We start from the raw sequence: 22,339 nt of genomic DNA on the forward strand, positions 1-22,339 counted from the left end.
TCACGATAATTCACAACACTTTTGAAGGGAGTAGCGATGGACGTCGCTATCGTAGCCCTCTACCTGGTGGGCATGATCGCCTTCGGGTTCTGGGGTAAACGCAAGGCCACCACCCAATCGGACTTTCTGGTCGCGGGACGGCGGCTAGGGCCGATGCTGTACTCGGGGACCATGGCCGCCATCGTGCTCGGCGGCGCCTCGACCATCGGCGGAGTGGGACTGGGCTACCAGTACGGCATCTCGGGAATGTGGCTGGTCATCGCCATCGGCCTGGGCATCCTGGCGCTGAGCCTGCTGTTCGCCGGCCGGATCCAGCGGCTGCGGGTCTACACCGTCAGCCAGATGCTGGAGCTGCGCTACGGACCCGGCTCCAGCGTGCTGTCGGGGTTCGTGATGTGGGCCTACACCCTGATGCTCTCGGTCACCTCCACCATCGCCTACGCCACCATCTTCGGTGCCCTGCTCGATATCTCGAAGGTGCCCGCGATCATCCTGGGCGGCAGCGTGGTAATCGTCTACTCCACCCTGGGCGGCATGTGGGCGATCACCCTGACCGACTTCGTGCAGTTCATCATCAAAACCATCGGCATCTTCTTCATCCTGCTGCCCATCGCGGTGATCCACGCCGGGGGCTGGAGCGGGATGACCGAGAAGCTGCCTGCCGACGCCACCTCGCTGACCGCGATCGGCGGGGGCACCATCGTCACCTACTTCGTGGTCTACACCTTCGGGCTGCTCATCGGCCAGGACATCTGGCAGCGGGTGTTCACCGCCCGCAGCCCCCAGGTCGCCAAATGGGCCGGCGCCGGCGCCGGGGTGTACTGCCTGCTCTACGCGGTGGCCGGCGCGGTGATCGGGATGGCGGCCAAAGTGCTGCTGCCCGAACTGGACGCCCGCGACGACGCGTTCGCCCAGCTGGTGGAACACCAGCTGCACCCGATCCTGGCCGGGCTGGTGCTAGCCGCCGCCCTGGCCGCCGTGATGTCCACCTCCAGCGGCGCGCTGATCGCCACCGCCACCGTGTTCAGCCAGGACATCGTCGGGCGGGTGTTCAAAAAGCAAACCGTGTCCGACGAACTCGCCGCGGGCAGCGCCGACGCCGAACACGACCACGTCAAGGGCAACCGGCTCTACGTCGCCGGATTCGGCATCGTCATGGTGATCATCGCCTGCGTGCTCCAAGACGTGGTCGCCGCGCTCACCGTGGCCTACGACATCCTCGTCGGCGGCCTGCTGGTGCCCATCATCGGCGGCCTGATCTGGCGGCGCGGCACCAACATCGGCGCCATCGCCGCGATGGCGGTAGGCACCGTGGTCACCCTGGTCACCATGATCGTCCTCGGCGACATCTTCGCCAACGAACCCATCTACTACGGCCTGGCCAGCGGCCTGATCATCTACCTGCTCGCCAGCCTCGCCAGCACACCCACCCCACCAGAAATCCTCGCCGAATGGGACCGCCGCAGCCGCGGCGAAGACATCGAAACGGTACCCGCCAGTTAGCCGCCGCCAATCACTTGAACCATAACCATTCGTGCACACAGTATTTCGCGCGAGTAAAGCACCTCACGGAGTCTCTCGAACCGTGGCGATCGAGCGACGGCTAGGGTGGAGACAGCGATCCGATCACAAAGGAGTGAGAAGTGACCCGTTACCAGCTGCCCAGTGTCGACGACCTGATCCGGCTCGGCGAATTTCACGAGCACGCGATCACCGTGTACGCCGAGACCGCGCCCGGCCCTGATGGTTTCGAGAACAGCGTGCTGACCGCCAAGAGTGCGGTAGACCGCGCGCTGCGCGCGATCCGCGAGTCCGGCGCCCGCCACGGCACCGAAGCGCAGCTGCGCGCCCGCTGGGCCGAGATCGCGGCCGACGACTTCTGGCAGCGGCTGTCGCGATCGGTCGCGATCTTCATAGCCGACGACTTCCACGAGGTGTTCGTCCTGCCCAATGCACTGGAATCTCAGTTGCAGGTTGGCAACTACTTCGACATCGGTCAGCTGGTGCGTCCGGTGACCACCCCACAGGAGGCCTTCGCCCTGACCTTGTCGGCCGGCGGATGGAACCTCTGGCATGCGACGGCCACCACCCGAGCACAGGAAATGGCGCTCGTCGGCGAACACGCGGCCGACGCCGCCGAGGCCACCAATCGGGCCACCATCCGAGGGCGGGGCCAGAGCGGACGTCTCGTGGGCGACGAAGGTAAGAAGCTGCTGCTGGAGGCCTACGCCAAACGTGTTGCCGAAGCAGTGGAATCCGAACTGGGCCATGTCGATCCGTCCGCCAGGCGGCCGCTGTATCTGTTCGCCACCGACCCGCTGCTCGATCTGTACCGCGCGATCGACCACAAACGGCGGGTGATCGCCGTGCCGGGCGCGCCGGACCAGCTGCGCGCCGATCAGATCGACGACGCGATCCGGGAATCCCTCGCACGTCTCAACGCGGAGGTCAACAACGCCCGCGTCGACGAGATCGGCAATGACGTCAGCCGCGGCCTGGTCACCACCGAACTCGGCGATATCGCCCGCGCGGCCGTGGCCGGTGCCGTTTCGACGCTGGTGTACGACTTCACGATCGACATCCTCGGCCGCATCGACGACAACACCGGCGCCATCACCTATAGCGACGCGGGGTATGACCTGCTGTCCCGGATCGCCGTGACGGTACTCGACCGCGGCGGCGAAGCAGTCGCGGTGCGTCCCGGCGAGATCAAGGCCACCATCTGGAATGGAACGGCGATCGCCGGGTTGCGCTACCCGCTGACCTGATCGGTCACCAGGTCACCAGATGCCGATCAGCTTCATCCAGGCGCCGCCCACCGTTGTCCAGATCGCGATGTTCACCACGCTCATCGCGAATCCGATCTTGAACAGTTCGGTCGTCTTGACGTAGCCGGATCCGTAGATCACACCGGCGGGGCCGGATGAGTAGTGGGCCAGCCCGCCGAACAGGTTGCCGATGAAGCCGAACACCAGGGCGGCGAACAACGGAGGTGCGCCGGTCGCGATCGCCGCGCCGACGAACACCGCGTACATCGCGACGATGTGCGCGGTGTTCGAGGCGAACAGGTAATGCGAATAGAAGTAGACCAACGTCAGGATCGCGAACGCCACCAGCCAGGGCAGCCCTCCGACCGCCCCGGCGACCGAATCCCCGATCCAGCCGATCACCCCGAGTTCGTTCAGCTCGGCCGCCATCCCGACCAGGACGCCGAAGAACACCAAAGTGCTCCACGCCGAGGTGTTCTCGGCCAGGTTCTTCCACGTGAGCACACCCGTGGCGAGCAGGATCGCGATGCCGGTGAACGCGGCCGTCGTCGCATCGATGTTCAGGGTGTCACCCAGGCACCACAGCACGAGCAACAGCACGAACGTCGCGGCCATGATCTTCTCGCCGCGTGACATCGGGCCCGCCTTACGCAGCTCATCACGGGCTTGCTGGGGGGCCTGCGGCGTCTTCGTCACGGTCGGCGGATAGATCTTCGACATCACCCACGGCACCGCGATGAGGCTCACCACGCCGGGCACCAGGGCGGCCAATGCCCATTTGCCCCAGGAGATCTCGATGCCGAGATCCGCTGCGGCCGACTGCGCCACCGGATTGCCCGCCATCGCCGTCAGGAACATCGCCGACGTGACGACATTGACCTGTAATGCCGTCAACGTCAGGTACGCACCCAGCCGCTTACGGGACTCCTCCGGCTCGGGATTCGAATCCTCCAGTCGGCTCAGCGACGCCACCACCGGAAACACCACACCGCCGCATCGGGCCGTATTGGACGGCGTCGCGGGCGCCAGAATGAGATCCGTCAACGCCATGCCGTACGACAGACCGAGCGTCGACCGCCCCAGCCGCGTCACGAACAGCAGCGCAATCCGTCTGCCCAGCCCGGTGATCAGGAACCCCTCGGCGATGAAGAACGCCGCGACGATGAGCCAGACCGTGGTATTGGCGAACCCGGCCAGTGCCTTGGCAGCAGTCTCGGTCTTGGTCACCATCGCGGCGGTCATCCCGATGATCGCCACCGCGCCCGTCGGCAGGGGCTGCAAGATCAGCGCGAGGATGGTGCCGAGGAAAATGCCCAGCATGCGCATCCCGGTCGGCTCCACCCCGTCGGGCACCGGCAGCAGGTACACGACGACCGCCACCACGACCGGGACGCCCGCCTTGTACAGATAGGGCGCCCAGGCCGAACGCTGCCGGGTTGCGGTATCGGCGGTTTCGGTCATCCTGTCTCCCCCACGCGGTCAATTCGGTTTGCCCCGCAACCGGGCACGCACCACCTCACGATTGACGGCAGCGACCGCGGTCAGCGGAATGCTCTCGGGGCACACCTTTGCGCATTCGCCGTAGCTCGAACAGGGTCCGAAGTCCCGTTCCATCTCACCGATCAGCGACCGGGCGCGCCGGCCCCGCTCCAGACGACCCCGGGTTACGGTGGCCAGATGCAGCAGCTTGGCTCCGGCGAATAGATGCGCGGCGCCGTTCGGGCAGGCGGCGACGCAGGCCCCGCACCCGATACACGCCGCGAAATCCAGTGCGTACTCGGCGTCGTCGTGCGGCAACGGCTCGGCATCCGCGTCGGCGGCGGTGCCCGCGTCGACCGCGATGTGTCCCCCCGCGGCGATGACCCGGTCCAGCGCGGACCGGTCGACCACCAGATCACGCACCACCGGGAAGGCGGCCGAGCGCAGCGGCTCGATGCGGATACGGGCGCCGTCGGCGTAGGAACGGACGTGCTGGCGGCACGACGGAGTATTCGGCACCGGACCGTGCGGCAGGCCGTCGACGGTGATGCCGCAGGAGCCGCAGACACCCTCGCGGCAGTCTGAGTCGAACGCCACCGGGTCGCGGCCGTCGGCCACCAGCGCATCGTTGAGCCGGTCCAGCAGCTCCAGCAGCGACATCTCGGGCGTGGCGTCGTCGACGCCGTACTGTTCGTAACGGCCCGCGGTCTGCGTGTCCGGTTGACGCCAGATCTCGAGCGTGAGCTTCATCGCGGCCCCGTCATGCGTAGTTCCTCGTCTGCAGCGGCACCGCCGTGAACGTGAGCCGCTCGTCGTGGCGCACCTGCGGCCCCTCGGCGCGGTACTCCCAGGCCGACACGAAACACCAACGGTCGTCGTCGCGTTGCGCCTCACCACCGGATGTCTGGTGCTCGACCCGGAAATGGGCGCCGCACGATTCGTCGCGATCCAGTGCGTCGATGCACATCAGCCGCGCCAGCCCGAGGAAATCGGCTACCCTGCCTGCCTTTTCGAGTTCCTGGTTGAACTGCGCACCGCTGCCCGCGACCCGCAGATCGGTGTTGAACGCAGCGGTGAGTTCGTCGATGGACGAGATCGCGTCGGCCAGCCCCTGGGCCGACCGTGACACACCGCAGCCCGCGTACAGGATCTCGCCCAGCCTGCGGTGGAAACGGTCCGGGCCCTGCGTGCCGCCGATCGACAACAGCGCATCCACCCGGTCGGCGGTCTCCGTGAGCGTCGCCGTCACGGCCGGGTCGTCGGCGGCTGGCGGTGTGGTGCCGAGCATGCCCGCCAGGTAGTCGGGAATCGAGAACGGCAGCGTGAACCAGCCGTCCACACACGCCGACAGCAGCGAGTTGGCGCCGAGCCGGTTCGCCCCGTGGTAACCCCAGCCGGCCTCGCCGCCGACGAAAAGTCCCGGGATCGAGGTCATTTGGTTGAAGTCACTCCACAGGCCGCCCATCGCGAAGTGGGCGCCCGGCGCGATGCGCATCGGCGCTTGGTAGGGATCCTCGCCGGTGGCGTCGTGATACATCGAGAACAGGTTGCCGTAGCGTTCGGCGATCTTGGCCTTGCCCAGCCGCGCCATCGCATCCCGGAAATCCAGGTACACGCTGTTCTTCAACGGCCCCACCCCGCGGCCGGCCTCGATTTGAGTCGTGGCCGCCCGCGACGACACGTCGCGCGGCGACAGATTCCCGTACGCGGGATACATGCGCTCGAGGTAGTAGTCGCGCTCGGCATCGGGAATGTCGTTGGGGCTGCGGTCATCTCCCGGCCGCGCCGGTACCCAGATGCGCCCGTCGTTGCGCAGCGACTCGCTCATCAGGATCGTCTTGGACTGCCATTCGGAGTTCACCGGCAGCGCGGTCGGGTGGAACTGGATGAACGCGGGCGAGGCGAACAGCGCGCCGCGCATGTGGGCCCGCCAGGTGGCCGACGCGTTGGAGTTGCGGGCCAGTGTGGAGCGGTAGAAGACGTTGCCGTAGCCGCCGGTGGCCAGCACGACGGCATGTCCGGTGGTGGCCTTGACCTCCCCGGTGACCAGATTGCGGGTGACGATTCCGCAGGCGCGGCCATCGGCGACGACGAGGTCGAGCATTTCGGTACGGGTGTGCAGGTTGACGGTGCCTGCGTGGACCTGTCGCCATAGCGCCTGGCTGGCCGCGATCTGCAGCTGCTGGCCGGTCTGCCCGCGCGTGTAGTAGGTGCGGGACACCTGGACGCCGCCGAACGACCGGGTGGCCAGACTGCCGCCGTACTCGCGGGCGAACGGCGCCCCGATGGCGTTCATGTGGTCGATGACGCGCGACGATTCGTAGCCGAGCCGGAAGCAGTCGGCCTCGCGGCCCCGGAAGTCACCGCCCTTCACGGTGTCCTTGACGAACCGCGCGACGCTGTCGTTGTCGACCCTGCGCCCGCGGGCGGCGTTGATGCCGCCCTGGGCCGCGACGCTGTGCGCCCGCCTCGGGGCGTCGTGGAAGGTGAAACACTCCACGTGATAACCGAGTTCGCCGAGCGCGGCCGCGCATCCGGCGCCCGCCAAGCCCGTTCCCACCACGATGACCGTGAACTTGCGCCGGTTCAGCGGGCTGACCAGACGGTAGTCGAGCATGCGCCGCTCCCAGGCGGCGGCCGGGTCACCCGCGGGCAGGTCGCCGTCCACCGGTGCGCCGACGGTGCGCAGGCGATCCAGCAGCGCCGCAACGCCATCCTGTGTCACGACACCACCCCGGTCCACACACCGATCGGGATCGTCATGTTGCCGAGCATCACGGCAAGCGCAAGCAACCCGCCCAACGCCACACAAACCTGCCTGACACGGTGTCCCGTCACACCGAGATCGTTGACCGCCGTCCACAATCCGTGCGCCAGATGCGCCCCGAGCAGCGCCATCGCCAGGAGATAGAACACCGCGACCGCGGGCCGCTCGAAGCTGGCCACCAGATTGTCGTAGGCATGACTGGTGGTCTCGGTGGTGCCGGTGAACGCGGCGCTGGCGAACGGGCGAGCCCCGACGGTGAGGTCGAGGATGTGGAAGACGATGAACAGCAGCAGCACCAGGCCGCTGACGAGCATGGTGCGCGCGGTGAACGAGCGCAGGCCGCGCATTCCCTTTCGCCGGAACCGTCCGCGCGCCTTGTGCCCGCGGCCGGTCAGCATCACGGCCGCGCCGACGTGGGCGACCAGGCAGGTCAGCAGCACCGCGCGGAAGATCCACAGTGCACCCTCATAGGGCAGCAGCGGCTCCAGCAGCGTACGCAACCAGTGGGCATAGGCGTCGAAATGCTCTGCCCCCGTGTAGACCTTGAGATTGCCGATCATGTGCACGAGCACGAACAGCGCGAAGACGACGCCCGTCAGCGCCATGATCAACTTGAGCGTGACCGACGACGGCTGCGTGCGCCAACCGAAACGCAAGCGCTGGCTCGCCGGTCCGCGCGGTACCTCGTGGCCCGCGTCGGCGGTGTCGACCGCTGATGTCATCGTTTGCACCCCCAAACCCTGACGGACTTGAAGCTACCTGGGGCCGCTGCGCTATGCAGCAGATCCGGCGAGGACTACTCGGCGGGCTGATCCTCGGTCTGCGAAACCTGCTTGGGCAGCAGCGGTTCCAGCGCCTGCCTGGTGATCCGGCGGAATGCCCGGCGGCGACGATTGGCGTCGAGGACGGCCACCTCCAGGGTCGACGGCCCCAGCGTCCGCGGCTCAGCGGTATTCCCGCCCGCCGAGAGTGCATCGACTGCGACCTTCACCGCGTCGGTCAGATTCAGGTTCTCGGAATACGTCTCGTTGAGATTGGCGATGATCGGCTCGGTCGTGCCGCCCATCACCACGAAGTGTGGCTCGTCGGCGATGGACCCGTCGTACGTAATGCGGTAGAGCTCAGGCGGCTTGGATTCGCCGTAGTGCGCGACCTCCGCGACACACAGTTCGACCTCGTAGGGCTTGGCCTGCTCGGTGAAGATGGTGCCGAGCGTCTGGGCGTAGACGTTGGCCAGCTGCCTGCCCGTCACGTCACGGCGGGCGTACGCGTAGCCCTGGGTGTCGGCGAACTGGATACCCCCGCGGCGCAGGTTGTTGAACTCGTTGAACCGACCGACCGCGGCGAACCCGACCCGGTCGTAGAGCTCGCTGACCTTCTGCAGCGAACGCGAGGGGTTCTCAGCGACGAACAGCACGCCGTCGGCGTAGGCCAGTGTGATCACACTGCGGCCCCGCGCGATGCCCTTACGCGCGAGCTCCGAACGCTCGCGCATCGCCTGCTCGGGCGAAATGAAGTACGGGAAGCTCACGACTCTGCCCGCACATCCGTCGGCTGCACCGGCCGCGTCCGGAAACTATCCGCACGCGAACGGGTTTCGATGACCTCACGCGCAAGCACGGCGATCCGCTCCTCGGGAACCTCCTCGGCGCCTTCGGCGCCGATTACCACCGCGGTCGGATAGATGCCGCGCACCAGATCCGGCCCACCCGTCGCGGAATCGTCGTCGGCGGCGTCGTAGAGCGCCTCGATCGCCGCCTTCAACCCCGAATCCGCGTCCACCACTTGGGAATAGAGCTTCTTGATGGACGACTTCGCAAAGATCGAACCCGAGCCCACCGACTGATAGCCCTCTTCCTCGATGTTCCAGCCGCCCGCGGCGTCGAACGAGACGATCCGTCCGGCCAGGCGCGGATCGGGATCGTCGATGTCGTATCCCGCCAGCAGCGGCAGCGCCACGAAACCCTGCAGCGCGGCACCCAGATTGCCCCGGACCATGATGGCCAGCCGGTTCACCTTGCCCGCGAATGTCAGCGGCACGCCCTCGAGCTTCTCGTAGTGCTCCAGTTCGACCGCGTAGAGGCGCGCGAACTCGACCGCGATGGCCGCCGTGCCCGCGATGCCGGTCGCGGTGTAGTCATCGGTGATGTACACCTTCTGCACATCGCGGCCCGCGATCATGTTGCCCTGTGTCGAACGGCGATCACCCGCGATCACCACCCCGCCCGGAAACTTCAGCGCGACGATAGTGGTGCCGTGCGGCACCGCATTGGTCGGCTCGACACCCTGTTGTGCGTTGAGCCGGGTTGCGGGCAGCAGGTGGGGCGCCTGGCGGCGCAGCATGTCAGAGAACGACGACAGCTCTACGCGCACGCGAGGAGCATAGTGTGTTCCTGAGATCGGGTTGGGGAAGGCCGGCTGCTGGTTGTGCGGCCAGCTCACTGTCCGCCCTTTTGGACGTACGCGCGCACGAAGTCCTCGGCGTTCTCTTCAAGGACGTCGTCGATCTCGTCGAGCAGGTCGTCGGTCTCCTCGGCGAGCTTTTCGCGACGCTCCTGGCCAGCGGCCGCGTTGCCGGTGAGGTCGTCGTCCTCACCGCCACCACCGCCACGCTTGGTCTGCTCCTGAGCCATCGCTGCCCTCCTGCATATGTCTGTGACCGTTGCGGATGGGCTCACAACCGCCCGCCGGTTACTCCACACTACCGGTCAACGTCTGAATTGCCCGGGGTAACACCAGCCACGGCCGCCGGCCCGCGCTCACGTCGTGAGCTGCTCCACCAGCTCGACGGCACTGTCCACGGAGTCCAGCAGCGCACCGACGTGGGCTTTACTTCCGCGCAGCGGCTCCAGCGTCGGAATGCGCACCAAAGAGTCGCCGCCCAGGTCGAAGATGACCGAGTCCCAGCTCGCCGCCGCGATGTCCGCTCCGAAACGGCGCAGGCATTCGCCCCGGAAGTAGGCCCTGGTGTCGGTCGGGGGGTTCTCGACCGCATCGAGCACCTGCTGCTCGCTGACCAGCCGTTTCATCGAGCCGCGCGCCACCAGCCGGTTGTAGAGGCCCTTGTCCAGCCGGACGTCGGAGTACTGCAGGTCGACCAGATGCAGTCGGGGTGCCGACCAGTTCAGGTTCTCGCGGTGGCGGAACCCTTCGAAAATCCGCAGTTTGGCCGGCCAGTCCAGCAGGTCGGCGCATTCCATCGGGTCGCGCTCGAGCAGGTCCAGCACGTTCGCCCAGGTCTCGACGACGTGGGAGGCCCGCGGATCGGGGTCGCGGGAGTCCACCAGTTTCGCGACACGGTCGAGGTAGATGCGCTGCATGGCGAGCGCGGTCAGTTCGCGACCGTCGGCCATGGCCACGGTGGCCCGGAGCGTGGGGTCGCGGCTGATCACGTGGACCGCGTGGACCGGCCTGGCCAGGGCCAGATCGCTCAGGTCCATGCCCTCTTCGATCAGGTCGAGCACCAGCGAGGTGGTGCCCAGCTTGAGGTAGGTGGACGTCTCGGCGAGGTTCGCGTCTCCGATGATGACGTGCAGTCTGCGGTACTTGTCGGCGTCGGCGTGGGGCTCGTCGCGGGTGTTGATGATGCCGCGCTTGAGCGTGGTCTCCAGGCCGACCTCGACCTCGATGTAGTCGGCGCGCTGACTCAGCTGGAACCCCGGCTCGTCGCCCGAGGGGCCGATACCCACCCGGCCGGACCCGGTGACCACCTGACGGGACACCATGAACGGGGTGAGCCCGGAGATCACCGCGGAGAACGGCGTCTGGCGGCTCATCAGGTAGTTCTCGTGCGACCCGTAGGACGCGCCCTTGCCGTCGACGTTGTTCTTGTAGAGCTGCAGCCTGGCCGCGCCGGGAACGCTGGCGACGTGCCGGGCGGCGGCTTCCATCACCCGCTCGCCCGCCTTGTCCCAGATCACCGCGTCGAGCGGGTCGGTGCATTCGGGCGCCGAATATTCGGGGTGGGCGTGGTCGACGTAGAGCCGAGCGCCGTTGGTCAGGATCATGTTGGCCGCGCCGACCTCGTCGGCGTCCACCACCGGCGGTGGGCCCGCCGAGCGACTCAGGTCGAAGCCGCGGGCGTCACGCAGGGGCGATTCGACCTCGTAATCCCACCGGGTGCGCTTGGCCCGCTGAATGCCTGCGGCGGCCGCGTAGGCCAGCACCGCCTGCGTCGACGTCAGAATCGGATTCGCGGTCGGGTCGGACGGCGAGGAGATGCCGTACTCGACCTCGGTTCCGATGATCCGTTGCATACACGCAAGCGTAGCGGGACTGCATACACACCGGTCTGGCGGGAGGAGTCCCCAGGCGGCGAAACGCGGGCGTCAGAGCTTGCAGCGTCGCACCCGGCTTGGTGAAGTTGCCCGGATGGCCCGATACCTGCTGCGCAACGCGACACTCATCGACGGCACCGGCGCCGACCCGGTTGCCGACGCCGCCGTCGCCGTGAAGGACGGCGTGATCGACTGGGTCGGTCAGGCGCGCGATGCGCCAGCCGAGATGACCCTCTCCGACATGACCTCCGTCGACCTGGGCGGTGCAACCATCTGCCCTGGGTTTTTCGACTGCCACGTGCACTTCGGGGTCAGCATCGCCGTCGGCACCGACGCGGGGCTGTCCCCGAATCACGGCACCAACCTCAGGGAACTCGGGCTGCTTGCCAAGTTCGGCGGGCTGAGCCCGATGCAGGCGATCGTCGCGGGCACCAAGACGTCAGCCGAAATGTGCGGCGTTGCGGACACCCTCGGTACGGTGCACGAGGGTAAGACGGCGGATCTTGTGGTGGTCAAGGGCAATCCGCTCTCGAACATCGACATCGTCGGCGACCCCGCCAATATCGCCATGGTGGTCAAGAAAGGCAGGCCGGTGTCCAACCGCGGCGGGTACGCCATGCCGTCGCCGGACTCGGCTCCGCGATGACGTCCACGCCTGACCGCACGGCCGCCGAGCGGTGGTTTCTGGTGCGCGGGCTGCCCGCGGTGTTGCGCCCCGGTCGCCTGGTCCGCGGACTGTGGCCGCGTTCGGCGCCCGCACTCGCGGCGTTCGCCGTACTGATGGCCAGTTCGGTGGTGCTGGTGACGACGACGGGGAAGTACACCATCAACATCGACGGTCCACCCAACCGCACGGAGTGGTTCGTGCTCGCGGGGGTGGTGTTGGTACTGCCCGCGGCCACGCTGGCGGGCTGGCTGGCGGCGAGGGTCGACTCCGTTCGCAAGCGCACCGTGGTGTCGACCGCCGCGGCGGTGGTGATCGCCCTCGGCGGCGTTCTGGGCGGCCCGAGTCCCCGCCCCGTCCTCAACCTGACCATCGAAGCGGTGGCGGTGGCGGTCATATTGCTCTGCACCGCAACGGGAATCGGGTCGATCGTGGGTTGGGCGATCCGCGAGACCACGTCGAACCTTGCGTTGATGGGCCATCTGTTCGTCCGCGCGCTGCCCGTGGTGCTGCTGACGGTGCTGGTGTTCTTCAATTCCTACGTCTGGCTCATGGCGGCCACGGTGAGCCGCGGCCGGCTGTGGCTGGCGCTGCTGTTCCTGTTCGGCATCGCCGCCGTCTTCCTGGTGTCGGGCACCTTCGAGCGGGTGCGCCCGATCCTGCAGCCGGACGCCAAGAAGCCCGACGACGCGCAGCGACTGATCGACACCCCGTTCGAGACGATGCCCGACCGGCCCCGGCGGATTCCGCTATCGGCGAGCGAACGGGTCAACGTGGCGATCGTGCTGGCCTTGTCGCAGATCGTCCAGGTGATGACAGTCGCGACCGTCACCGCGTTCATCTTCTTCGTGCTCGGTCTGATCCTGCTGAGCCCGGAGTTGCTCGCCGAATGGACCCGCAACGGGTCTTCCGACGGACAGATCCTCGGCATGACATTCCCTGTGCCGCAGGCGTTGATCCAGATCACCATGTTCCTGGCGGCACTGACCTTCATGTACCTCAGCGCCCGCACCTTCACCGACACCGAGCAGCGCACCCGCTTCCTCGATCCCCTGGTCGACGATCTGCGGCTGACGCTGGTCGCGCGCGACCGGTACCGCACCTACACCGTGGGCGGTTGACGTGTCGGAGATGCGGAGGGTGCACGAATGGTTTCTGCACCGCGGACTGCCGTTGGTACTCACCCGGCGCGTGCGCTCCAGGGCGCTGCTCGAACGCTCCGCCCCGATGGTCAGCGGCGTCGGCGCACTGACCGCGGTGACCATGCTGCTTGCCGACCTCACCGGGGACCGACCCGATGCCGGCTACATCGCACGGCTGGCCCTCATCGCCGCCGCGCTGATCGCCGCACCGTTCGTCCTCTACCTGTTGCACCGCGCCGGCACCGCCGCCTCGGAGGCGGGCAGGCGTTCGGCGGCACTGTTGGTGATGGCGATCTTCGTCGTGGCGATGCCGGTGACGGCCAGCGGGTGGACGGCCACGGCGCTGGCCGAGGTCCCCGTCTTCCTCTCGGTGTCGCTGCTGGCGATCTGGCTGACCTACGTGGGTTTCGGATCGATCGCGTTGTGGGCGTTCCGGTTCGCGTGGCTACAGCTCGGCGCGCTGGGCACTCTGATGAGCCGGGCGCTGCCGTTGCTGATGCTGACCGTCGTGGTGTACTTCACCGGCGAACTGTGGCAGCTGTCTGCCCGGATGACGCGCGAAAGACTCTGGCAGACAATCGGATTCCTGTCGGTGGTGGCGATCGCCTTCATGGTCACCACGATCCGCGACGAGGTGCGCGCGCTGCGTGAGGACCGCGCGGGGCAGACCGACCCGGCGCGATTGCTCGCCGACACACCCCTCGCCATCGACCGCGACCTGCAGCCGGCCCGCTCCCCGCTGTCGATGGCCGAGCAGATCAACGTCGTCGCGGTGATGGTGGTGTCGCAGGCGATTCAGGTGGTGCTGTTCACCGCCGGACTCTTCGCGTTCTTCCTCGCGCTGGGCATCATCGCGATCCCCGACGACGTCACGGTGCTGTGGTCATCGGAGGAGACCTGCGCGGTGGGTGTACCCCCTTGCGCGGGAACATGGTTCGGCATCCACATCCCGATTCCGCAGACGGTGGTGCACACGTCGTTGTTCGTGGCGGTGCTGTCAGGGTTGTACTTCACCGTCAGCACGAGCGTCGACCCGATGTACCGGGAGCGGTTCTTCGAACCGCTGATCGCCGACGTCGCCGTCAGCCTGGCCGGCCGCGATGCCTACCTTGAAATGGAGAGGTAGGCGCCGCGGCGGGACAATGGCTACAGGTATTGGCCGAGGTTGGACTCGGTGTCGATGGCACGGCTGGCCGACGAACTCTTGCCGGTGACCAGCGTGCGGATGTAGACGATCCGCTCGCCCTTCTTACCCGAGATCCGCGCCCAGTCATCCGGATTGGTGGTGTTGGGCAGGTCCTCGTTCTCGGCGAACTCGTCGACGATCGAGTCGAGCAGGTGCTGGATGCGCAGACCCGGCTGACCGGTCTCCAGCACGCTCTTGATCGCGTTCTTCTTCGCCCGGTCGACGACGTTCTGGATCATGGCGCCGGAGTTGAAGTCCTTGAAGTACATGACTTCCTTGTCACCGTTGGCGTAGGTGACCTCCAGGAACCGGTTGTCGTCGATCTCGGCGTACATCCGGTCGACGACCTTCTCGATCATCGCCTTGATGGTCTGCCCGCGATCGCCGGAGAATTCGGCGAGATCGTCGGTGTGGATCGGCAGTTCCTCGGTGAGGTACTTGCTGAAGATGTCCTGCGCCGACTCGGCGTCGGGCCGCTCGATCTTGATCTTGACGTCCAGGCGGCCGGGCCGCAGGATCGCCGGGTCGATCATGTCCTCGCGGTTGGAGGCGCCGATGACGATGACGTTCTCCAGGCCTTCCACACCGTCGATCTCGCTGAGCAGCTGCGGGACGACCGTGGTCTCCACATCCGAACTCACGCCAGTGCCGCGGGTGCGGAAAATCGAATCCATCTCATCGAAGAACACGATCACCGGGGTGCCCTCGGAGGCCTTCTCGCGGGCCCGCTGGAAGATCAGCCGGATGTGCCGCTCGGTCTCACCGACGAACTTGTTCAGCAGCTCGGGGCCTTTGATGTTCAGGAAGTACGACTTGGCCTCGCGGGAGTCCTCGCCCCGCAGCTCGGCCATCTTCTTGGCCAGCGAGTTGGCGACCGCCTTGGCGATGAGCGTCTTTCCGCAACCGGGCGGCCCGTAGAGCAGGACGCCCTTCGGCGGACGCAGCGAGTACTCGCGGTAGAGCTCCTTGTGCAGGAACGGCAGCTCGACCGCGTCTCGGATCTGCTCGATCTGGCGGGTGAGGCCACCGATGTCGTGGTAGCTGACGTCGGGCACCTCTTCGAGCACCAGGTCCTCGACCTCGGCCTTGGGGATGCGCTCGAAGGCGTACCCGGCCTTGGTGTCGACCAGCAGCGAATCGCCGGGACGCAGCTTGCGGGGCCGCTCGTCCTCTGGCAAGGCCTCGAGGACCTCCGCGGGCAGATCCTCCCCGGCGATCAGCGGTTCGGCCAGCCAGACGATGCGCTCCTCGTCCGCGTGACCGACCACCAGTGCGCGGTGACCGTCGGCGAGAATCTCACGCAGGGTGGAGATCTCACCCACCGACTCGAAGTTGCCCGCCTCGACGACGGTCAGCGCCTCGTTCAGCCGGACCGTCTGGCCCTTCTTCAGCGTCTTGCCGTCGATGTTGGGCGAGCAGGTGAGCCGCATCTTGCGGCCCGAGGTGAACACGTCGACGGTGTCGTCGTCGTGGGTGCCGAGCAGCACGCCATATCCACTCGGGGGCTGCCCGAGCCTGTCAACCTCTTCGCGCAGCGCCAGCAGTTGCTGGCGAGCCTCTTTGAGGGTTTCCATCAGCTTGGCGTTCCTTGCGGCAAGCGAATCGATGCGCGCCTCGAGCTGGTGCACATCGCGCGCGCTGCGCAAACCGCTGTGCGGACCTACCGCGTTTTCCAGTTGCTCTCGGAGAATGGCCGCCTCGCGACGCAGTTCTTCCAACTCGGCAGCATCGTCGCTGGACAAGCCCGACTCGTAGGGGGTTCCGAACGCTTCAGAACGCTCTGACTCACTCATGGTGCGCTCCTCTCCCACACCGCAAGTTGGTGCGGTAACAACTTCAACGCTACCGGCGATTCAGCCATTGCGTGCGGTGTAGGAATTCGACACACCAGCAACACTGTTAGCCTCACGTAAGACTCAGGCCGATCGAAAGGACAGCCGTGGCTGTGAAAACCCTCGTTACCGGTGTGACGGCCGCGGGTGTGATCTGCGCCGCTGCAGCGGGTGTGACTTCCGCTGCATCGGGCGACTTGTCGGCCGCCCCCGCGGTGCAGCCGGTCGTGTTCGGCGTACCGATGCCGCAGCAGCCGGCGCCCGCGGCCGCGCCGACCCTCGACCAGGTGATGGCGGTGCTCAACGGCCTGGGTAACCCGAGCATTCCGTTCCGCAGCAAGGCCGGTCTCATCGAGGGTGGCGTGGGGATCGTCGAGGGACGCACCGCCGACCGGCTGGTCGCCAATGCCGTGCAGGAGGGTTACTTCCCGCTGAGCTTCAGCGTGGCAAACATCACGCCGGTAGCCCCCGGAGCGGCGACGGCGGTGGTGACCGCCACCGGTCCGGCGCTCGCGCCGGTCACCCAGACCGTCACCTTCGTCAATGCGGGCGGCTGGAAGCTCTCGCGCGCATCGGGACTGGCGCTGCTCCAGTCAGCGCTCGCCTAGCGGGGTCAGCCCGCGGGTGCGAGGCTTCGTCGCCGCCATCATGAGCGCCGCCACGGTCGTGGCGGCGTTCGGGCTTGGTGGCTGTCGTGGCGAGGCGCCGCCCGCGGCAACCAGCTCGCCGACCGTGACAACTATCACATCCGTGCCGACGGTTCCGCCCCCGGCGGCACTGCCCCCGCCGGAGGCGCTCACCGATGTGCTGTACCGGTTGACCGACACCGCGGTACCCGGCGCCGACAAGGTGGGCCTGGTCGAACAGGCGGGCCCCGCCGACGCCCAGGCGATCGACCAGTTCGGCCGCGCGCTGGCCGACAACGGGTTCGCGCCACCGAACTTCGAAGCCCGTGATCTGGCGTGGTCGGACGCACACCCGGACAATGTCGTCGCGACGGTCGTCGTCAAGCGCGCCGACAGCACTCCCGACGCCCCTGCGCGAGGCGGCTTCACCTTCCCGATGGAGTTCACCCCACACGACGGTGGCTGGCAGCTGAGCCGGGATACCGCCGACCAGCTGCTGGAACTGGGCGCCCCCACACCGTCAGCGTCGTCAGCGTCGTCAGCGTCGTCAGCGCCGGCACCCGCCCCCGCACCCGCGTCGCCGCCTGCTCCCGCCCAACCCACACCCTGAGCCCGGATGTGGATCGGCTGGCTTGAGTTCGACCTGCTGCTCGGTGACGTGCACTCGCTCAAGCAGAAGCGGTCGGCTATCCGGCCGGTGATCGCCGAATTGCAACGCCGGTTCACCGTGTCGGCGGCCGAGACCGGTGCCCAGGACCTGCATCGCCGCGCCCAGATCGGCATCGCCGCGGTGTCGGCCGACAGCCGCCACGTCGTCGACGTCCTCGACGCCGCCGAGCGGCTGGTGGCCGCCCGCCCGGACATGGAGCTCTTGTCGACGAGGCGGGGACTACGCCGCAGCACCGACGACGACTGAACCGCTCACTCCCCCGTGAGCCCCAGCTGACGTTTGCGCCGCAGCGGCATCGGCGCGACGGCGCCAGGGGCCAGTCTGCGGGCGCTGACGAGGAATGCCGTATGCCCACGCATGGTGTGCTGGGGACGCACCGCCAGGCCGACGACGTACCAGCCGCGCTGCATGCTCTCCCAGGCGCGCGGCTCGGTCCAGCACTGCTGTTCGCGCAGCGCCTCGACCACCCGGGACAACTGGGTGACCGTGGCGACGTAGATCATCAACACGCCGCCTGGCACCAGTGCGCCCGCCACGGCGCCGAGCACCTCCCACGGCGCCAGCATGTCCAGCACGACGCGATCGACCTCGGGTCCCGGGTAGTCGGCGAGGTCGCCGATCACCAGGTCCCAGTTGGCAGGCCGCTCCCCGAAGAACGTCGTCACGTTGCGCTCGGCGTGGACGGCGTGGTCCTCACGGACGTCATAGGACGTCACCACGCCACCGGGGCCGACGGCGCGCAGCAGCGAGCACGTCAGCGCCCCGGATCCGGCGCCGGCCTCCAGCACCCGGGCACCCGGGAAGATGTCACCCTCGTGCACGATCTGCGCCGCGTCCTTGGGGTAGATCACCTGCGCGCCGCGCGGCATCGACATCACGTAGTCGACCAGCAGCGGCCGCAGCACCAGGAACTGGTCACCGCTGGTCGACTTGACCACGCTGCCCTCCGGCAGCCCGACCACGGTGTCCAGCGAGATGATCCCGCGGTGCGTGTGGAACTCGCCGCCCGGTGACAGCAGCATCGTGTAGTGCCGCCCCTTGGCGTCGGTGAGCTGCACACGATCGCCGATGACGAACGGCCCGGTCGGGCGTCCAGTTGGTTGGTCCACGCCGTCGCGCACGTGTTCTGCGGGTCCTGACACAGCTGTTCAGCCTGCCAGTCGACGCGCCGCCGCCGGTGCGGGGGGTTGTCGGGCCCCGCCCTTAGGCTGCGAAGTATGAACGGCACAGCGCAGGAGTCGGCCGCCCCGGCCCGGCGCCCCGCACTGTCGCCGTCGCGGGCCAGCGACTTCAAACAGTGCCCGCTGCTGTACCGCTTCCGCGCCATCGACCGGCTGCCGGAGCCGCCGTCGACGGCCCAGCTGCGGGGTTCGGTGGTGCACGCCGCGCTCGAGCAGCTTTACGCGCTGCCCGCGGCCCAACGCCGCCACGACACCGCGCTGACGCTGCTGGCACCGGCCTGGGAGCGGGTGGTGGCCGCCAGGCCGGATCTGGCCGATGACGTCGACCCCGCCGTACGCGACGAACTGCTCGCGGAGGCCGCCAAGCTGCTGTCGGGTTACTACCGGCTGGAGGACCCGACCCGGTTCGATCCGCAGAGCTGCGAACAGCGCGTCGAAGTCGAATTGGCCGACGGGACGTTGCTCCGCGGCTTCGTCGACCGCATCGATGTCGCCCCGACCGGTGAGGTGCGGGTGGTGGACTACAAGACCGGAAAGGCCCCGCCCGAGGCCAGGGCGTTGGCCGAGTTCAAGGCGATGTTCCAGATGAAGTTCTACGCGGTAGCGCTGCTGCGCTCGCGCGGTGTGCTGCCCACGCGGCTACGGCTGCTGTATCTGGCCGACGGACAGGTGCTGGACTACTCGCCCGAACTCGACGAGATGCTGCGATTCGAGCGCACCCTGACGGCCATCTGGCGGGCCATCCAGACCGCGGGGGCCACCGGCGACTTCCGGCCCAACCCGTCGCGGCTGTGCGACTGGTGCACACACCACGCGCACTGCCCGGTGTTCGGCGGCACCCCGCCGCCCTATCCGGGCTGGCCGCAGATCCCGACGGACGATGCCGCCGACGAAGCCCGTGACGAGGCGGTGCTGCGCGCCAGCTAACGTCACGGGCCGGCCGCCAGATCGGTGCCGCTATGTCAGCGGCTTCATCTCCTGAAGCATCGTCGGCACCAGCTCGCTGACCGTGGGGTGGATGTGCATCGTGCGCGAGATCGCGGTGTAGGGATCACCGGCGCTCATGATGTCGAGGATGGCGTGGACCACCTCGTCGCCGCCGACGCCGAGGATCGCCGCGCCGAGGATCTCCTTGGTGTCGGCGTCCACCACCACCTTCATGAACCCCTGCGTCTCACCCTTCTCCACCGCGCGCCCCACCCGCGTCATCGGGCGCTTCCCCACCAACGCCCTGCGGCCCGACGCGCGGACCTGATCGGCGGTCATGCCCGCCCGCCCCAGCGGCGGGTCGATGTACAGCGCGTAGGTCGGCACCCGGTCGCTGACCCGGCGGGGGTCGTCGTCCAGCAGATTGGCCGCCACGATCTCGAAATCGTTGTACGAGGTGTGGGTGAACGCACCACGACCGTTGCAGTCACCCATCGCCCAGATGTGTTGGGCGGTGGTGCGCAGCTGATCGTCGACCACCACGTAGCCGCGCCCGTCGGTCTGCACCCCGGCGTGCTCGAGGCCGAGGTCATCGGTGTTGGGCCTGCGCCCGACCGCCACCAGCAGGTGCGTGCCGCCCACCGGCGCCGCACCCTCACCCGGCGTGACGTCAAAACCGTTGTCTCTCTTGGTAAAACGGATATCGTTCGCGCCGACGATGACCTCGACGCCCTCGGCCTCCAGGATCTTCCTGACGGCCGCGGACACGTCCTCGTCCTCACGGGACGTCAGCCGGGGTCCCTTCTCGATCACGGTGACCCGGGCGCCGAAGCGGCGGTACATCTGGGCGAATTCCAGCGCGATGTAGCTGCCGCCGATGATCACGAGATGCTCTGGCACGGTGTCGATTTCGAGGATCCCGACGTTGGTCAGGTAGTCGATGTCGGACAGCCCGGGCAGGTCGGGGACGACCGCGCGACCACCGACGTTGAGGAATATCTTGTCCGCCTCCAGCAGCCGGTCGCCGACTCGCACGGAGTGTGGGTCCTCGAAGCGGGCATGCCCGCGGATCACCGTGCAGCCGGCCATCCCGTCCAGCCAGGACTCCACCCCGTGCCGGTCGCCGAGCATGATCGCGTCCTTGCGCGCCTTGACCTTACCCATGTCGACGGTGACATCGCCTGTGCCGATGCCGTATTCGGCGCCGCGGCGGGCGACGTGGGCGGCGTGCGCACTGGCCACCAGAGTCTTGGTCGGGATGCAGCCGGAGTTGACGCAGGTGCCGCCGATCAGCTTGCGTTCGATCACGGCGACGGTCTGCCCCGCGGCGGTCAGCCGACCCGCCAGCGGCGGCCCGGCCTGCCCGGCGCCAATGACGATGGCGTCGAATCTTTCTGCCACACTCACCCGATTCAGACCAGACCAACCAGGTAGGCGACGAGGAATCCGCCACCCACGGCGACCGCGTCCTCGGCCAGGGCGACGGGCAGATCACGGCCACCGTTGGCGGCGACCAGCCGCCTGCGTGCCTCGTAGCCGCCCAAAGTGCCCAGCACCGCACCGATCACGCCGGCGCCGATCGCACTGAACGTGTGAAATGACGCACTGCCGATGACCGCACCCGCGAAGGCGCCAGTCAGCAGACGCGCCCCGAACTGAGCCGGTGTCTTGCGGCTCGGCGTCTTGGGCAGCTGGTCGGTGACCAGCTCAACGAGCAGCAGGATGCTAAGCACCGCAACGGTAATCGGATGACCAATCCATTCCGACCACTTTCCTTCGACGTCGATCCAGCCCAGCGCGGCACCCCAGGCCACGACCGCGGGAGCGGTGAGCGCCCGGAGACCAGCCACCACACCGACCAAGAGGGCGAGTATCAGAACGAGGACAAGCGACATACAGACCTCCGGCCCGTTGGAATCGACAACGGGACGCTAACACGCATGTTGCCGCGCGGCAGTTGTCAGAAGCGGCAGAACCGGATGTCGGAGGCCAGGATCGCCTTGGCGCCGATCACGGCGAGCTGGTCCATGATCGGGTTCACGTCGCGCCGCGGCACCAGGGCGCGCACCGCCACCCACGCCGGATCGGCCAGCGGGGCGATCGTCGGCGATTCCAGCCCGGGGGTGACGGCGGTGGCCTCCTCGAGCACGGTGCGCGGGCAGTCGTAGTCGAGCATCAGGTACTGCTGCCCGAACACCACACCCTGCACCCGCCCGGCCAGCTGATCGCGCGCCGCGGCATCGTTGTTGTCGGCGGGGCCGTCACGTTCGAGCAGGACCGCTTCCGAGTCGCACAGCGGCTCGCCGAACGCCACCAGATCGTGCAGGCCCAGCGTGCGACCCGATCCGACGACGTCGGCGATCGCGTCGGCCACCCCTAGGGCGACCGATATCTCCACCGCGCCGTCGAGCCGGATCACGGTGGCCTCGATGCCCCTGGCGGCGAGGTCCTTGCGCACCAGGTTGGGAAACGCGGTCGCGATGCGCTTGCCCGCCAGATCGGCGGGTGTCCACGGCCGGCCCGCAGGCGCGGCGTAGCGGAACGTGGACGAGCCGAAGCCCAGCGCCAGGCGTTCCCGTACCGGGGCGTCGGATTCGGCGGCCAGGTCACGCCCGGTGATGCCGAAGTCCAGCTGCCCGGAGCCGACATAGATCGCAATGTCCTTGGGGCGCAGGAAGAAGAATTCGACGCCGTTGACAGGGTCGACGACGGTGAGATCCTTCGCGTCGGTGCGCCGGCGGTAGCCGGCCTCGGAGAGGATCTCGGCGGCGGGCTCGCTGAGCGTGCCCTTGTTGGGCACGGCCACCCGCAGCAGTCGCG

21 protein-coding genes and 1 pseudogene are annotated in these 22,339 nt (G+C 67.7%); 9 read left to right on the forward strand and 13 right to left on the reverse strand.

Translation table 11 applies throughout. The annotated features are described in order from the left end of the window. Window positions 1-36: 36 nt before the first annotated feature. Together ADBZ6K_RS01960 and ADBZ6K_RS01965 are read left to right on the forward strand one after the other, a co-directional pair. On the forward strand, window positions 37-1,503 hold the full coding sequence (locus ADBZ6K_RS01960) for a sodium:solute symporter family protein (RefSeq protein WP_526344129.1): 1,467 nt from the start codon (window positions 37-39) through the stop codon (window positions 1,501-1,503). Between the two features lie 140 nt (window positions 1,504-1,643). Beyond that, window positions 1,644-2,768: a baeRF11 domain-containing protein gene (locus ADBZ6K_RS01965; RefSeq protein ID WP_526344130.1), complete on the forward strand. Its 1,125-nt coding sequence runs from the start codon at window positions 1,644-1,646 to the stop codon at window positions 2,766-2,768. Between the two features lie 12 nt (window positions 2,769-2,780). Here ADBZ6K_RS01965 and ADBZ6K_RS01970 read toward each other — a convergent pair whose 3' ends face one another. The 8 genes from ADBZ6K_RS01970 to dop all read right to left on the reverse strand — a co-directional run bounded on the left by ADBZ6K_RS01970 (window position 2,781) and on the right by dop (window position 11,270). Next, entirely contained in the window at window positions 2,781-4,229 is a 1,449-nt protein-coding gene (locus ADBZ6K_RS01970; RefSeq protein ID WP_526344131.1) for a DASS family sodium-coupled anion symporter, read from the reverse strand. Window positions 4,230-4,247: 18 nt separating this feature from the next. Further along, window positions 4,248-4,997, reverse strand: coding sequence for a succinate dehydrogenase/fumarate reductase iron-sulfur subunit (locus tag ADBZ6K_RS01975; RefSeq protein WP_526344132.1), 750 nt, complete (start codon window positions 4,995-4,997; stop codon window positions 4,248-4,250). Window positions 4,998-5,007: 10 nt separating this feature from the next. Further along, window positions 5,008-6,972, reverse strand: a complete 1,965-nt coding sequence (locus ADBZ6K_RS01980; RefSeq protein WP_526344133.1) for a fumarate reductase/succinate dehydrogenase flavoprotein subunit — start codon at window positions 6,970-6,972, stop codon at window positions 5,008-5,010. Further along, window positions 6,969-7,736, reverse strand: a complete 768-nt coding sequence (locus ADBZ6K_RS01985; protein WP_526344134.1) for a succinate dehydrogenase cytochrome b subunit — start codon at window positions 7,734-7,736, stop codon at window positions 6,969-6,971. The genes ADBZ6K_RS01980 and ADBZ6K_RS01985 overlap by 4 nt, the downstream gene beginning before the upstream one ends. Before the next feature lie 74 nt (window positions 7,737-7,810). Next, window positions 7,811-8,545, reverse strand: coding sequence for a proteasome subunit alpha (gene prcA / locus ADBZ6K_RS01990; protein ID WP_526344135.1), 735 nt, complete (start codon window positions 8,543-8,545; stop codon window positions 7,811-7,813). Beyond that, window positions 8,542-9,456, reverse strand: a complete 915-nt coding sequence (gene prcB, locus ADBZ6K_RS01995) for a proteasome subunit beta (protein ID WP_526344136.1) — start codon at window positions 9,454-9,456, stop codon at window positions 8,542-8,544. Before prcB ends, prcA begins: the two co-directional genes overlap by 4 nt. Beyond that, a complete protein-coding gene (locus ADBZ6K_RS02000; RefSeq protein WP_068146463.1) occupies window positions 9,453-9,647 on the reverse strand; it encodes a ubiquitin-like protein Pup in 195 nt (64 codons plus the stop codon). Before ADBZ6K_RS02000 ends, prcB begins: the two co-directional genes overlap by 4 nt. 126 nt (window positions 9,648-9,773) lie before the next feature. Then, window positions 9,774-11,270 carry a depupylase/deamidase Dop gene (gene dop / locus ADBZ6K_RS02005; RefSeq protein ID WP_526344137.1) on the reverse strand — a complete coding sequence of 499 codons (1,497 nt, stop codon included), beginning with the start codon at window positions 11,268-11,270 and terminating at the stop codon, window positions 9,774-9,776. A gap of 328 nt (window positions 11,271-11,598) precedes the next feature. Here dop and ADBZ6K_RS02010 point away from each other — a divergent pair. The 3 genes and pseudogenes from ADBZ6K_RS02010 to ADBZ6K_RS02020 all read left to right on the forward strand — a co-directional run. After that, window positions 11,599-11,937 (forward strand): annotated as a pseudogene (locus ADBZ6K_RS02010) (amidohydrolase family protein); the annotation flags it as partial. Further along, on the forward strand, window positions 11,934-13,076 hold the full coding sequence (locus ADBZ6K_RS02015; RefSeq protein ID WP_526344138.1) for a hypothetical protein: 1,143 nt from the start codon (window positions 11,934-11,936) through the stop codon (window positions 13,074-13,076). The pseudogene ADBZ6K_RS02010 and the gene ADBZ6K_RS02015, both read left to right, overlap by 4 nt. 10 nt (window positions 13,077-13,086) lie before the next feature. Continuing rightward, window positions 13,087-14,223, forward strand: a complete 1,137-nt coding sequence (locus tag ADBZ6K_RS02020; RefSeq protein WP_526344352.1) for a hypothetical protein — start codon at window positions 13,087-13,089, stop codon at window positions 14,221-14,223. 20 nt (window positions 14,224-14,243) lie between these two features. On the opposite strand, the gene arc is transcribed toward ADBZ6K_RS02020, so the two are convergent. Further along, entirely contained in the window at window positions 14,244-16,076 is a 1,833-nt protein-coding gene (arc, locus tag ADBZ6K_RS02025) for a proteasome ATPase (protein WP_526344139.1), read from the reverse strand. 152 nt (window positions 16,077-16,228) lie between these two features. Here arc and ADBZ6K_RS02030 point away from each other — a divergent pair, with 152 nt between their 5' ends. The 3 genes from ADBZ6K_RS02030 to ADBZ6K_RS02040 are packed head-to-tail and all read left to right on the forward strand — an operon-like array spanning window position 16,229 to window position 17,657. Beyond that, a complete protein-coding gene (locus ADBZ6K_RS02030; RefSeq protein ID WP_526344353.1) occupies window positions 16,229-16,723 on the forward strand; it encodes an MTB12 family secreted protein in 495 nt (164 codons plus the stop codon). Between the two features lie 40 nt (window positions 16,724-16,763). After that, window positions 16,764-17,351: a lipoprotein LppK gene (gene lppK, locus ADBZ6K_RS02035; protein ID WP_526344140.1), complete on the forward strand. Its 588-nt coding sequence runs from the start codon at window positions 16,764-16,766 to the stop codon at window positions 17,349-17,351. A gap of 6 nt (window positions 17,352-17,357) precedes the next feature. Continuing rightward, window positions 17,358-17,657, forward strand: a complete 300-nt coding sequence (locus tag ADBZ6K_RS02040) for a DUF503 domain-containing protein (protein ID WP_526344141.1) — start codon at window positions 17,358-17,360, stop codon at window positions 17,655-17,657. Window positions 17,658-17,662: 5 nt separating this feature from the next. Here ADBZ6K_RS02040 and ADBZ6K_RS02045 read toward each other — a convergent pair whose 3' ends face one another. Continuing rightward, on the reverse strand, window positions 17,663-18,520 hold the full coding sequence (locus ADBZ6K_RS02045) for a class I SAM-dependent methyltransferase (protein ID WP_526344354.1): 858 nt from the start codon (window positions 18,518-18,520) through the stop codon (window positions 17,663-17,665). Between the two features lie 108 nt (window positions 18,521-18,628). Here ADBZ6K_RS02045 and ADBZ6K_RS02050 point away from each other — a divergent pair, with 108 nt between their 5' ends. After that, window positions 18,629-19,519 (forward strand): RecB family exonuclease, encoded by an 891-nt coding sequence (locus ADBZ6K_RS02050; protein WP_526344142.1) that lies wholly within the window; start codon window positions 18,629-18,631, stop codon window positions 19,517-19,519. A 30-nt stretch (window positions 19,520-19,549) separates the two neighbouring features. On the opposite strand, the gene ADBZ6K_RS02055 is transcribed toward ADBZ6K_RS02050, so the two are convergent. From ADBZ6K_RS02055 to hisG, 3 genes are all read right to left on the reverse strand, one after another. Beyond that, window positions 19,550-20,920 (reverse strand): FAD-containing oxidoreductase, encoded by a 1,371-nt coding sequence (locus ADBZ6K_RS02055; protein WP_526344355.1) that lies wholly within the window; start codon window positions 20,918-20,920, stop codon window positions 19,550-19,552. Window positions 20,921-20,931: 11 nt separating this feature from the next. Then, on the reverse strand, window positions 20,932-21,414 hold the full coding sequence (locus ADBZ6K_RS02060; RefSeq protein ID WP_526344143.1) for a DUF4126 family protein: 483 nt from the start codon (window positions 21,412-21,414) through the stop codon (window positions 20,932-20,934). A gap of 65 nt (window positions 21,415-21,479) precedes the next feature. Continuing rightward, window positions 21,480-22,334: an ATP phosphoribosyltransferase gene (gene hisG, locus ADBZ6K_RS02065; protein ID WP_526344356.1), complete on the reverse strand. Its 855-nt coding sequence runs from the start codon at window positions 22,332-22,334 to the stop codon at window positions 21,480-21,482. Window positions 22,335-22,339: the final 5 nt, after the last annotated feature.

Source organism: Mycobacterium sp. (assembly GCF_044223235.1).
GTDB lineage: Bacteria > Actinomycetota > Actinomycetes > Mycobacteriales > Mycobacteriaceae > Mycobacterium.